This window comes from Silvibacterium dinghuense, assembly GCF_004123295.1.
Classification (GTDB): domain Bacteria; phylum Acidobacteriota; class Terriglobia; order Terriglobales; family Acidobacteriaceae; genus Silvibacterium; species Silvibacterium dinghuense.
Genome location: NZ_SDMK01000001.1, coordinates 387,276 through 399,367 on the forward strand (window position 1 = coordinate 387,276; position 12,092 = coordinate 399,367).

General features: G+C 60.7%; 12 protein-coding genes. 5 read left to right on the top strand and 7 right to left on the bottom strand.

Annotated features, from left to right (window positions below; genetic code table 11):
* Positions 1 to 42 precede the first annotated feature (42 nt).
* Complete coding sequence (locus ESZ00_RS01500) at positions 43 to 1,038, bottom strand: hypothetical protein (RefSeq protein WP_129206398.1); 996 nt, start codon at positions 1,036 to 1,038, stop codon at positions 43 to 45.
* A gap of 157 nt (positions 1,039 to 1,195) precedes the next feature.
* Here ESZ00_RS01500 and glmU point away from each other — a divergent pair, with 157 nt between their 5' ends.
* Positions 1,196 to 2,581: a bifunctional UDP-N-acetylglucosamine diphosphorylase/glucosamine-1-phosphate N-acetyltransferase GlmU gene (glmU, locus tag ESZ00_RS01505; RefSeq protein WP_229740883.1), complete on the top strand. Its 1,386-nt coding sequence runs from the start codon at positions 1,196 to 1,198 to the stop codon at positions 2,579 to 2,581.
* Positions 2,582 to 2,684: 103 nt separating this feature from the next.
* On the opposite strand, the gene ESZ00_RS01510 is transcribed toward glmU, so the two are convergent.
* Positions 2,685 to 3,191 (bottom strand): sigma-70 family RNA polymerase sigma factor, encoded by a 507-nt coding sequence (locus ESZ00_RS01510; RefSeq protein ID WP_129206400.1) that lies wholly within the window; start codon positions 3,189 to 3,191, stop codon positions 2,685 to 2,687.
* Between the two features lie 354 nt (positions 3,192 to 3,545).
* Here ESZ00_RS01510 and ESZ00_RS01515 point away from each other — a divergent pair, with 354 nt between their 5' ends.
* Complete coding sequence (locus ESZ00_RS01515) at positions 3,546 to 4,682, top strand: HD domain-containing phosphohydrolase (protein WP_129206401.1); 1,137 nt, start codon at positions 3,546 to 3,548, stop codon at positions 4,680 to 4,682.
* A 22-nt stretch (positions 4,683 to 4,704) separates the two neighbouring features.
* Entirely contained in the window at positions 4,705 to 4,980 is a 276-nt protein-coding gene (locus ESZ00_RS01520) for a 4a-hydroxytetrahydrobiopterin dehydratase (protein WP_129206402.1), read from the top strand.
* A 70-nt stretch (positions 4,981 to 5,050) separates the two neighbouring features.
* On the opposite strand, the gene ESZ00_RS01525 is transcribed toward ESZ00_RS01520, so the two are convergent.
* The gene (locus tag ESZ00_RS01525) at positions 5,051 to 5,314 is read right to left on the bottom strand and encodes a hypothetical protein (protein ID WP_129206403.1); all 264 of its coding nucleotides are present in this window, start codon (positions 5,312 to 5,314) and stop codon (positions 5,051 to 5,053) included.
* Between the two features lie 443 nt (positions 5,315 to 5,757).
* On the opposite strand from ESZ00_RS01525, the gene ESZ00_RS01530 reads away from it, so the two are divergent.
* Positions 5,758 to 6,219, top strand: a complete 462-nt coding sequence (locus ESZ00_RS01530) for a CYCXC family (seleno)protein (protein ID WP_229740884.1) — start codon at positions 5,758 to 5,760, stop codon at positions 6,217 to 6,219.
* Between the two features lie 244 nt (positions 6,220 to 6,463).
* Here ESZ00_RS01530 and ESZ00_RS01535 read toward each other — a convergent pair whose 3' ends face one another.
* Entirely contained in the window at positions 6,464 to 9,082 is a 2,619-nt protein-coding gene (locus tag ESZ00_RS01535) for an ABC transporter permease (RefSeq protein ID WP_308419037.1), read from the bottom strand.
* 29 nt (positions 9,083 to 9,111) lie between these two features.
* Positions 9,112 to 9,462: a PadR family transcriptional regulator gene (locus ESZ00_RS01540; protein ID WP_129206406.1), complete on the bottom strand. Its 351-nt coding sequence runs from the start codon at positions 9,460 to 9,462 to the stop codon at positions 9,112 to 9,114.
* Between the two features lie 125 nt (positions 9,463 to 9,587).
* Between ESZ00_RS01540 and ESZ00_RS01545 the strand changes: the two genes are divergently transcribed.
* Entirely contained in the window at positions 9,588 to 10,079 is a 492-nt protein-coding gene (locus ESZ00_RS01545) for a GNAT family N-acetyltransferase (RefSeq protein ID WP_129206407.1), read from the top strand.
* A gap of 9 nt (positions 10,080 to 10,088) precedes the next feature.
* Here ESZ00_RS01545 and ESZ00_RS01550 read toward each other — a convergent pair whose 3' ends face one another.
* Both ESZ00_RS01550 and ESZ00_RS01555 read right to left on the bottom strand, forming a co-directional pair.
* Complete coding sequence (locus ESZ00_RS01550; protein ID WP_129206408.1) at positions 10,089 to 10,718, bottom strand: DUF4126 domain-containing protein; 630 nt, start codon at positions 10,716 to 10,718, stop codon at positions 10,089 to 10,091.
* Between the two features lie 70 nt (positions 10,719 to 10,788).
* Positions 10,789 to 12,045, bottom strand: a complete 1,257-nt coding sequence (locus ESZ00_RS01555; RefSeq protein ID WP_129206409.1) for an MFS transporter — start codon at positions 12,043 to 12,045, stop codon at positions 10,789 to 10,791.
* Between the last annotated feature and the right edge of the window lie 47 nt (positions 12,046 to 12,092).

The following is a 12,092-nucleotide window of genomic DNA, read 5'->3' on the forward strand; positions in this document are numbered from 1 at the left end:
CAAGGCCGGAGCTTATCGGCTCCGGCCTTGTTTTTCTGTGCATTACGCCGCACGCAACTTCTGTTCCAGCTGGATCGCGAAGGTCACTGCCACCAGTGCGCTCAGCTCTCCGAAGATGCGCGTTTCACGCCAGACGCCAACGATCAGCGCGGCCGCCAGGAACGGCACGGTGGCTACCCACATCGCCCGCAGCCGCTCATCGCGCACCTCGCGCCGCAGCATCCACATCGGCAGCGCGAGATAGCCGAAGACACTCAGTAACTGCGGCCAGTGAACGGGAACGAACATGGATGTCAGGTTGTTGCGAAAAGGCCACTCGTACTGGGCCTGCCCCGTATGCAGAAAATGCGCGATCCACAACCGCCAGCCGATCGCGATGACCAGCCCCAGCAGGCCATATACCGCCGCCGAGGCCTTGCGCCCATCGCGCCACTCGAGCCACATCCACACCGGCACCAGGAAGACCGCCGTCTCGCGATTCGGTATTCCGGCCAATAACACCAGCAACAACAGCCACCCCTGCCGGCGCACGATGGCAACCAGTCCCACCGTATACAGCAGCACGGAAAGGAAGTCATACGGCATCGTGAAGCGCTGCTCATAGCGCACCACGTAGGTCAGCGCCATCACCAGCAGCATCACCAACGGGGCCAGCCAGCTCGTCCTCGCTTCCGGAGTAAATCCACGCCGCAATGCTGCTGTCGCCCAAAGCAGGAGCAGCAGGCACAGGCTATCGGTCAACATCACGGCAAGGTCTGCCGGAGAATCCACCGTCTTGCGAAAGAGCGTGTCGTACACCTGTGCGAAGCCATGGCTCCCCTCCGCCGCACGCAACACCGGCACCATCAGCAACCGGCTCTGGAAAGGCTGCTTCGCCTGGTAATGCGCATAGTCGCCCAGGTCGATATAGTTCGTGTTCTGTGAAACCGCTGCCCGCCCGATACACAACGCGGCCATCACCAGCAGCAGCCAGACCAAGAACGTCAGCCTGCCTTCACCCGCCGGCGCGGGCACCGATCCTTTTTTCGAAGCCGACATGATCCCCGGTATATCACGGCCGGGCACGCGCATCCTGGCAGCCGCATCTCAGAAAATGGCCCATGGACTCGAGGCGTCTCTTTCCAGCAACGCCCACTACCCCCTTGAGCCTCATCCCCTATACCCTATTCCGTATATGCAACTGGCAATCGTCATCATGGCTGCGGGAAAAGGCACCCGCCTCAAGTCCAAGCGACCGAAAGTCCTTCATGAAATCGGCGGCGAAGCTCTTCTGCGCCATGTCATCCGCGCTGCGAGCCACATTGTCCCTCCCAACGACATCTACGTGGTCATTGGCCACCAGGCTGCGCACGTCAAGGACGCGGTGTATGACACCGGCGTCCACTTCATCCATCAGGATGAACAGCTCGGCACCGGCCACGCCATCCAGATGGCGGAAGCTGCCGTACGCGGCTACGAAAACATCCTGGTCCTCTCCGGAGACGTGCCGCTGCTCAAGAGCAGCACCATCGCCCAGCTACGCGACTTTCATATCCTGGAGCGCGCCGCGATGACCATCCTCACCGCCGTGCCGGAGAACCCCACCGGCTATGGCCGCGTGCTGCGCAAGGCCCCCGGCGTCCATGAGGTCTCGGCCATCGTCGAGCAGAAGGCGCTCACATCCGAGCAGACTCACGTCGGCGAAATCAACTCCGGCATCTATGCCTTCCGGACCGAGCCGCTCTTCGCCCATCTTGGCCAGCTGAAGACCGAAAATGCCCACCGTGAGCTCTATCTCACCGACATGGCTGGTCTCCTTGTTCAGGCCGGGGAGCGCGTTCTCGCCATTGAGGCCGGCAATCCCGTCGAGGTTCTCGGAGCCAACACGATTGCCGAGATGATGGACCTCGACCGCGAGCTGCGCATGGAAACAGCACGCAGGCTGATGGCCCAGGGCGTCACCATCCTGCGTCCGGAAACCACGGTGATTGACGCCGCGGTCGAAGTCGGCCCCGACACCGTCATCGAGCCTTTCGTGCAGTTGCTCGGCGTGACGAAGATCGGCGAAGACTGCCGTATCCGCTCCTACTCTGTGGTCGAGAACACCAACATCGCCAATCACGTGATCGTTCGCCAGGGCTGCATCCTCAGCGGCGCCCACATCGATTCAGGCGCGCTGATTGGCCCTTATGCGCACATCCGCCCAGAGAGCCGGATCGGCGAAGGCGCTCACGTCGGGAATTTTGTCGAGACCAAGAAAATCACGCTCGGCAAGGGCTCGAAGGCCAACCACCTTACCTACCTCGGGGACGCGGTGATCGGCGAAGGCACCAACATCGGCGCCGGCACCATCACCTGCAACTATGATGGGGTGAATAAACACCTCACCACGATCGGCGACGGCGTCTTTGTGGGAAGCGACACCACCCTCGTCGCGCCGATCTCCGTCGGCAACGGTGCCTATATTGCCGCCGGCTCTTCGATCACCGAAGATGTGCCCGAAGATGCTCTGGCGCTGGCGCGCTCCCGCCAGACCACCAAGCCGGGCTGGGCCACAAGCAAAAGCGCCGCGGCAAAAAAGAAGCTGTCATTGAATTCCTGATTTCGGCAAAGAAAAAGAGGGCGCGCTGTGATGACAGCGCGCCCTCTTTTGGATTCTCTTGCCCCGCTAAAGGCTTATCTCCAGATACCGATGGCAACCGCCATCAGGCTGCGGCGTTGTCTCCGCCTCGCCCGGCCGTCAATGCCTTGCGCAGCCGCAGACGTGCGGTGAAAAGACCGCGGTTCACCTGCGGTTCAGTCATCTCGAGTAATTGCGCGATGGCTGCGGGGGTATAACCTTCCACGTCACGCAGCAGGTACAGCAGCCGCTCCGAGGGAGGCAGAGTAGCGAGCGCTTCTTCGAGCTCGGTGCGCTTCACATTCCGTCCCATCGGTGCGCTGCTCCCCGGCTCGGGCTGAATTGGAGCTCCAGTCTCGCGCAATGGAAACTGTTCCTGGAGGTGTTTCACCAGGGCCGCATCCACATCCTGGGACGTAGGCTCGTCCGTTTTGCGGAAAGCGGCGATGAAGGTATCGCCCAGCAGCTTTTCGGCGTCCACCTCATTACCAGTCATGTAATAGGAAAGGGCAAAAACACGGTGCCGGTGGCTGTCGAAGATATCGCGGCGCCGGTCCTCGGCGCGCTGAGCGTGGCGCTGCGTGAATGCCACTCGCGCCGTTCCTGCCCCCTCGATCAGTCTTTCGAAATCGTACAAATCCTAGCCCCGTCTTCCGTTTCCGTGCTGCCCTGCTCTTATAACAACGCGCTTCCAGAAAAGTCGCAACACGCTTTCACATTTTCGACGGAACGCAGCCCATGGGCTCCGCCATCCGGATTCATGCAGCCAGTGCGCTCCTTACACAGACATGTCGTATTGCTTATTTCCTTGGATGAATCTGAGACAAATGGGTTGCCACACCCACTCTCCTCGCCGAACGGTACAATTTCTTTCGCACTCCGGGAAACAGAGTTGCCACTTGCGTACACAGCACAGGTATCATCGAAGAGATATACGCGGAGACTGATGACGGCAGAACGCATCCTGATCGTCGACGACGAGCCCTACGTGCGCGCAGTCATGTGCGCCATGCTTGAGATTTGCAATTATGAGCCCATCCTCGCTTCGAATGGCCTGGAGGCCATCGAGCATCTCGAAAAAGACGCTCCCTACGACCTGATTCTCTCCGACATTATGATGAGCGGCCTCGATGGCATCGGCCTGCTTGAGCGCGTACGCACCCTCCAGCCTGGTGTGCCCATGGTCATGGTCACGGCCATCCACGATGTGGATGTGGCCATCTCCGCCATGCGCAAAGGCGCCTACGACTATCTGCTGAAGCCCTTTGAAAAGGAGCAACTTTTGGCCACCGTCAAGCGAGCCCTCGAATACCGCCGCCTGGTCCAGCAAAATGCCATGTACCAGCAGAATCTCGAGCAACTCGTCGAAGCGCGCACAGAAATGCTTCATCGCGCTATGGCCGATCTCGAGCGCTCCTATGACATCACCCTCGAGGCGCTTGGCGATGCCCTGGATCTCAAGGATGCCGAGACCGAAGGCCACTCCAAACGCGTTACCGCCTACACCATCGCCCTGGCCCGCGCCATGAATGTCGACTCCGCCGAAATCCGCACCATCGCCCGCGGCGCCTATCTGCACGACATCGGCAAAATGGCCATCCCGGATTCGATCCTGCTCAAGCCCGGTAAGCTCGACCTGCACGAGCAGGCCATGATGCGCGAGCATTGCCTGCGCGGCTACCAGATTGTCCGCAAAATTCCCTTTCTGCAGGGCGCGGCCGAGATCGTCTACAGTCACCAGGAGCACTATGACGGCTCCGGCTATCCGCGAGGGCTTCGCGGAGAACAGATTCCGCTCGGCGCCCGCATCTTTGCTGTTGCCGACACCCTCGACGCCATCACTTCAGACCGGCCCTACCGGCGCGCCAACTCCTTCGAAGCAGCCCGCAAAGAGATCAAACGCTGCTCCGGAACCCAATTCGACCCCACAGTCGTAAAGGCATTTCTCTCACTGCCGGACAAAATATGGATTGACCTGCGCGCCGAAATCAATCGTCAGGACCGGCTCAGCCCTATCTCTTTCGGCAACGCTTCACAAAACAAGACACCCCAGGCCACACCGCAGACCGGCACCGATTCGTAATTCCCCAGACCGAGGTCCCCCCATGCCCGTCTTCACATCCGAACAAGTACAACTCCGCCTGAAAGAATTTCCTAAATGGAAGCTCGAACACGGAGAAATGGTCCGGAATTTTGAATTCCCGGACTTTGTCGCGGCCATGAATTTTGTCCACGCCGTCGCGGAAGAGGCAGAACACGCCGGGCACCATCCGGATATCGATATCCGCTATAACCGCGTCCGCCTCGCGCTTGTTTCCCATGACGCCGGCGGCCTCACGCATCGCGACTTCGATCTCGCGGCCGCCATCGACGCCCTTTAGGCAGGAGCAGTCACCCCTGGAAACGCGGCGCGGAAAGCGGTTTCGAGGCGTTCGTTTCCCATTTTGGGATTTACCTGTCTAGCTCGACCTCGATGTCTTCGGCTTCGCGCTTCCGGATCTCTGCCAGCGTCTTCCGTTCCCATAGCGCCACGGCCAGGCCTCCAAACAGGGCAGAGCCGGCAAAAAAGAGCAGCGTGCGCCCAATCCTGCGCCCGGTGCGCTTCTCTTGCGTAGCCGCTCCCTGAATCGGTGGCGCAGCCACCGAAGCTGTGGAAATATCGGGCTCCACAGCCTTGTTCTCTCCCTGAATTTCAGCGTCTTTGTCGATCGTCATCCTGTACCACTGATTCCCAATCCCCCAAAAAGTTTGCTCTCTACATAAATTGGAAAACTTTTTTTGGGAGTTTCTCGTCTGAATATGTGTAAGGAAAGACGTTGATTGATGGCAAGGCTTTTAAAATCAACAAATACGTCTTTCCATAAATTAGAAGAGCTCGATACAAAAAAATCGATATACCATTTGCAAGAATCGAGCATCTGATTTATTGTAGAAACATGTTGGACAGGTTGAGCGGTGCTCCCCACCAACAGAGACATTAAGTTGCGTCACTGGCCTCCCGGCACGGACCCCAAGTTCGTGCCGTCTTTTTTTGTTTGCGCCTGGAAATGCTACCAGCTTCTCCTTCTCCCGGCTCCACAAGGAAGACCGCTTTCCCAAAATGGACCGATGCAGGGTTTACCCTGAAGACGCTGCCATCCCTCGTTCACGGAGCCGTCTTGCGCCGTCTATTGCTCACCGTTACTCTTGCTCTCGTCACAGTTGCCGGCTATGCCCAGTGGTCCAATCCTTTCGACACCATCCCGGCTTATCACGATGCGGCACCAGCGAAGGGCGAAGCGCTTCCTCCCATCCTCTCAGGCAAACAGCTTACCGGTCCCAGCTTCCATTACCCCTGGCAGGTCGAGGTTTATCACGAAGCAGCCAGGATTCCGAAGGTTCTCTACCAGCTTCCCTGCTATTGCCGCTGCGATCGCGCGCTCGGCCACACCAGCCTGCACAGCTGCTTCTCCGGAACACATGGTGCCGAGTGCACGACCTGCGCAAAGGAAGGTGCATACGCCTACAAGATGACAAAGCTCGGTAAGACTCCGGACGAGATCCGCCACGGCATCGAGCATGGCGACTATCAGCAGATCGATCTCGACAGTCTGGGCAGCAAGGCCCAGGCTTCGCGCTGAGAGAAGCAGAAGCGGTCAGTCACAAAACGGCCAGCAGAAAGCCCTCGCACCTCTTCCATGTGAGAGGTGGGCACCCGGATTCCTCTCCTGCCATGTTCTGAAGGGCTCTTCGAACCCGCAGAGAGCGCTCGACACGGCGGTGAATCCTGTCCCGCACCCAAGCAAACGAAGCCTGGGTGCGGGACCATTCGGACCACAACCAAAGGGAGCAGAGGCCGAAGGCGATTCGCCCTGCGCGCAGCAGTCAGTTAGTCCGCAGCGCGATCAGGGGATCGATGCGCGAAGCTCGCCGGGCCGGCAGATAACCCGCCAGCAGCGCAACCAGCCCCAGCACCAGGATCATCCCGAGAAAGGTCACCGGATCGGTCGGCTCGGTTCCGTAGAGAAGGCTGGCGATCATCTTCGCCACCGCCAGCGAGAGCACGCCACCCACCAGTAGCCCTATCCCCGCCAGCAGCATCGTCCGCCGCAGGATTCCCAGCTGCACCCGGCCCATGGTTGCACCGAGCGCCATCCGTATCCCGATCTCCTTGGATTGCTGCGTCACGCCGTACGAAATCACGCCATAGATGCCAAGCGAGGCCAGCAGCAGCCCCAATCCCGCGAAGCTCGCCACCAGGACAACGAAGAACCGGCGCGGTGAGGTGGCATGGTCGACAATCTGCTGAATCGGCCGCAGCTCTGTTGCCGGCTGCTCAGGATTCACTTGCCTGAGCGCATTGAGCACCATCGGCGCAAGCGTGCCCGCAGGCAGCTTGCTGCGCACCACCAGAGACTGGTCGTCAGGACCGAACTGCGTGAGTTGCAGATAGCTCTGCACGCCCGGCTTGCCTTCCACGTTGCTCTCGTGGACATCATCGATCACGCCGATGATGCGGACATCCTCACCGCCGATGCTTGCCATTCGACCGATGGGATCTTCGCCAGGCCACATAGCCTCGGCGCCGGCTCGGTTCAGGATGGCAACCTTCTGGCTCTTCGGTCCATCCTGCCAGCTAAAGTCCCGTCCTTCGCGCAGCCGCATGCCGATCGACCGCAGATAGCCGGGTGTCACCAGATAAACAAAGGTTCCCGACGAGCGTTCCTTCTTCGGATCTGCGCCTTTGACGGAGATTCCCCAGCCGCGATTCCGCTCGAGCGGCAGATTATCCGTAATACCAGCCACCTCGACACCTGGGATTGCGTTCACACGCCGCAGCATCTCTTCAACGATGGCACCGCGCTTCTCTGCGTCGTTGCCATCGTTGTAATCGATGCGAATGGCCGCTGCCTGCGCCGGAGTAAATCCGAGATCGATATTTAACACGTGCAGGAAGCTGCGCAGCAGCAGCCCGGCACCGACGAGCAGAATGCAGGCCAGGGCAATCTCCGCGATCACCAGTCCGGCACGCAGCCGCTCATGCCCGCGTCCGGCGCTCATTCCCTGTCCTGAATCCTTCAACGATCCCTGCAGCTCCTTGCCGGAGATGCGGAAAGCCGGCATGAGTCCAAAGAGCACCGCGGTGATGAGCGTGATGCCCAATGTCCACACCAAGCCTGCAGTATCCATGCGCAGACTGGTCAACAGCGGCAGCGCAATCGATCCCTGATGTGCGAGCCACAGGACCAGCAGCCATGCCAGCACCAGTCCGAATACCGCTCCGGTCGCTGCGAGAATCAGGCTTTCCGTCAGCATCTGGCGCACGATCCGCTTCCGGTCCGCGCCCAGTGCAATGCGCATGGCGAATTCCTTCTGCCGTCCGGCCGCGCGCGCCAGCAGCAGGTTGGACAGATTCACGCACACGATCACCAGGATCATCCCGACCGCGCTCCACAACACGATCAGCGGCCTGCGCACCTCGCCGCTCACGTGCTCCTTCAGCGGAATCGGCCAGCCCCGGTCCTTGTAACTACCCAGCGAAGTCGGCTCTTTCTTGGACCAGTAGAATTTCGGGAAAAGCGTGCTCGCCTCGCTGCGCGCCTGCCCCAGCGTGACGCCGGGCTTCAGTCGACCGATGAAGGTAAGCGTGTTCCCTTCCATCCGGATGCCGTCCATGCTGATCGGACCGAACATGTCGACCCGCGAACCCGGCGCAAATGCCGCTCCGAAGTCGAAGCTCTCCGGCAGCACGCCGATCACCGGGTTGGGTTTGCCATCCAGCACAATCGTCTTGCCCACAATATTCGGATCGCCGCCGAAACGCCGCATCCACAGCGGGTAGGAGAGCATCACCACATCCGAGCCTGCGCGTGTCTCCTCCGCATTGAACCACCTTCCCAGCATCGGCTGCACGCCGAGAACCGCGAAGAAATTTCCGGCGACGCCAATCAGCGTCAGAGGAGTCACCTGCCCATGTCCTTCCGTCAGCTTCACATTGTCTGGCGAGGAAAAAGCATAATAGCCAGTCACATCCGTGTAGCTTTTATTCATTGCCCGCAGATCGTCGTAGGCATCGGCCGAATACGTCGATGAAGAAAGATCATGCCCACTGTTCGGCGGCGCGATCCAAACCAGGCGGTCCGGATCGGTAAAGGGTAGCGGCCGCAGCAGAATCGCATTCACCACGCTGAACACCGCTACATTTGCACCGATGCCGAGCGCGAGAATCAGCACCGCAATCGCTGTAAAACCACGGTCCTTACGCAGCACGCGCAGCGTGTAGCGCACGTCCTGCGTAAGGCCGTCGAGCCAGGGCAAGCCGCGCTCTTCGCGATGCTGCTCGCGCACCTGCGTTACGCCGCCAAAGCGCACCAGCGCCTGCCGCCGCGCCTCCTCAGGCGACATACCTTGCCGCAGATTCTCCTCCACGGCAAACTCCAGGTGCGAGGCCATCTCCTGTTCCAGCTCACCATCCAGCGCCGGCTTATGAAAAAACGCCCGCACCCGCTCCCAACCCCTGCGCCACGCGCCCATCACTGGCCTCCCTCGCTCTCCATCGCCAGAACCCGGCCCATCACCCGCGAGAGCCGCTCCCAGTGCGCCGTGTGCTCAGCCAACTGCTTCCGGCCGGCGCGGGTGATCTCATAGAACTTCGCCTTGCGGTTGTTGTCAGAGAGACCCCACTCTGCGCGAATCCAGCCACGCTGCTGCAGCCGCACCAGAGACGCATAGATCGTCCCCTGATTCAGCAGCACTTCATCGCCGCTCACCTGCTCGATGCGCCTCGCAATTCCGTAGCCGTGCTGCGCTCCCATCGTGACCAGAGTCTGCAGCACCATGACATCGAGTGTCCCCTGCAGCAAATCCAGCTTCGCCTCACCCATGCTTTCTCCTGTGGTGCTGCCACAGGAATAACACGTACTCCTGTGGCAGCACCACAGGAATTACGGAACTCCCTGCGTTCCGGTTCCATTCCCCTCAAAATATTTCCGGGCTCTACAATTTCTTTATGCAGATTCGTACCGCTACCGAGGCCGATTTCGAGCCCCTGATGCACCTCATCAATGCAGCATTTGAAGTCGAGAAGTTCTTCAAAGCAGGTGATCGCGTAGACGCCTCCATGCTCCGCGGATATTTCCAGCAGGGCACCTTTCTTCTACTCGAGACTGACCGCGCACTGACAGGGGCTATCTTTGTCGAGGTGAAAACGCCGCCTGACGGCGAGCCGAAACGCGCCTATTTCGGCCTGCTTTCCGTCTCCCCCCATCACCAGAAATCCGGCATTGGACGCCGTCTGGTCGCCGCGGCCGAAGAGTTTGCCCGCGAGTCCGGCGCCTGGTTCATGGACATCACCGTGGTCAATCTCCGCACCGAGCTGCCGCCTATCTATGAGAAGCTCGGCTACCGCATCACCGGCACCAAGCCCTTCCCCGCCACGCAAATGCCCATCACCCAGCTCTGCCACTTTCTCTGCATGACGAAGGAGCTCGGCCACCGGTAGGGTCCGCGCTCAGGCCTGGGCGGCCGGTGACGGCCTGTTGCGCATTTGCCTCAGCCAGCGGCCGATCCATTGCGCAAGCCAGCGCGCCGCAAGCATAGCCACGGCCAGCAGCGCCAGCGCGATGCCGGCCGCGACCCAGGGATGCTGCGTCGCAAGCCATGTCAGGCTCACCACGCCGATATCCTCACCGGTGCTCAGCGCAATGTTCGAGAACGGCTCGGGGCTGGGCGTGACGGCTGCGCGGACCGCCGTCTTCGAGCTGTGCGTCACCAGCGCAATGACTCCGCCGCAAGCTGCGGCCAGGATCTGCATCTGCGGCGAGAGCTGCGCGGTGGCATGGTAGGCCATGAGCGCGGCCACCGGAATACGAATGAAGGTGTGCAGCGCGTTCCAGAGCAGATCGAAACCAGGAATCTTATCCGCAACGAACTCGGCGGCAAAGAGGGCTCCCGCTACGCCGATTACCCACCAGTGACCCAGGCTTTCGAGCCCCGGCGGCAACATGACCCAGTGCGCGCGCGCCAGCAGCCCCAGAGTAAGAACCGTGGCATAAACGTTCAGCCCGGCGGCGAAGCTGACGGCGATGACCAGCGCGGCAATCGAACTGGGAGTAAAACCGGGAGTAAAGGCAGGCGTCATGACATGTACCGGCAGAAGACTACCACGCCGCCGCAGAATCCGAAGCCTCGTGGTTCGCGCATCCGACAGATCACGCAGCCACGCGCCGGCTACTCCGTCTCCACCACAGCCAGAGCAAAATCAGCGGCAGGTCTGCGAGCGAACTTACTGCCTCGGCCGCCGGGAAGGAGCGGAAGCCCCAGTAGTGTGCGGCGCGGCCTTCGATCCACGACATGTATGCGATGGGCACATACGAGCACGACATCAGGATCGAATAGCGCAGGCTGCCGCTGTGGCCCACCGCGCCTACCACATCGAGCACCAGCCCCATGCACACCGACGATGTAAACCCGATAGTGAACAGATATGTCACGGTTCCCACCATGTAGACCGTCGGGGTCGGCGTAGCCAGCGCGAGAAAAAATGCCGGAACAGCGTTCAGCGCCCCGGCCAGCGCATAGGCAATCCGCCGATCGAGCTTTACCGGAACCCACATACCCGCGAGGCAACCGACCGCCATCAGCAGGCCGCCGCCGATTCCATTGATCCACACCACCGATGCTCCGCTCACTCCGTAATCGGTCGCAATCGCTGGCAAGAGGCCAATCAGCGCACCTGCGCCTGGAGGCGCCAGCAGCAGGATCAGCCCAAACGCATTCTTCGGTGTCAGGCACGTCAGCCGCAGCTCACGTCCTACAGCCCGCCAGTGCTGCACGAAGGACGGGCTCTGACGGTGCGGAGGTTCTTTCAATCCGAGAACAGAAAGCCCCGGCAACACCATGAGGAACGCGGCGGCAGTGGCCCACGCCATCACTGGCCAATGCAAGGCCAGAAACAGAATCAGCCCCGGCCCAACCGCGCCGCCTCCCAGGTTGCTCGCCTGCGCCCATGCGGCAGTGCGCGTGCGGCTCCCCGGCTCGATCATCGCCGAGATCAGGCCGCCATACGCCGACGAGATGAGCATGCAGAATGCCATCCCAAAGAAGTAGAGCCACACTGCCGCATGCACGTGCCGGTAGAGCAGCACCGAGCCCACCGCCAGCGAAGCCGCCGAGCCGCATGTTGCAGCAAGATGCCAGAAGCGCCGCGGCATCCAGATATCGGCCAGCGGGCTCCACAGGAAGTAGAACGAGGACGGTATCCCCAGCAGCGCAATTGCGTTTGCGACCTCTTCGGCCGGCATGCCCACCTGCCGCAACAGATAGGAGGCGCCTCCATTGGTGGTAAACCCCATGTAAATCGCATACGGCAGCACCACCCACAGAAACAGGTGGGGCGCAGCCAGATTCCGCGCAGGAGGCTGGTCGATCGTGGTATCCGCAGGAGAATCGGCCGCAGCCAGGCTCAAGGATTCATGCTCCGACAGGAGGGGTTGAGCCTCAGTCTAATACGCCT

Coding starts and splice junctions, on each gene's coding strand:
- ESZ00_RS01520 (WP_129206402.1), top strand. CDS start 4,705: ATGCCCGTCTTCACATCCGAACAAGTACAACTCCGCCTGAAAGAATTT.
- ESZ00_RS01515 (WP_129206401.1), top strand. CDS start 3,546: ATGACGGCAGAACGCATCCTGATCGTCGACGACGAGCCCTACGTGCGC.
- ESZ00_RS01545 (WP_129206407.1), top strand. CDS start 9,588: ATGCAGATTCGTACCGCTACCGAGGCCGATTTCGAGCCCCTGATGCAC.
- ESZ00_RS01525 (WP_129206403.1), bottom strand. CDS start 5,314: ATGACGATCGACAAAGACGCTGAAATTCAGGGAGAGAACAAGGCTGTG.
- ESZ00_RS01540 (WP_129206406.1), bottom strand. CDS start 9,462: ATGGGTGAGGCGAAGCTGGATTTGCTGCAGGGGACACTCGATGTCATG.
- ESZ00_RS01550 (WP_129206408.1), bottom strand. CDS start 10,718: ATGACGCCTGCCTTTACTCCCGGTTTTACTCCCAGTTCGATTGCCGCG.
- ESZ00_RS01500 (WP_129206398.1), bottom strand. CDS start 1,038: ATGTCGGCTTCGAAAAAAGGATCGGTGCCCGCGCCGGCGGGTGAAGGC.
- glmU (WP_229740883.1), top strand. CDS start 1,196: ATGGCTGCGGGAAAAGGCACCCGCCTCAAGTCCAAGCGACCGAAAGTC.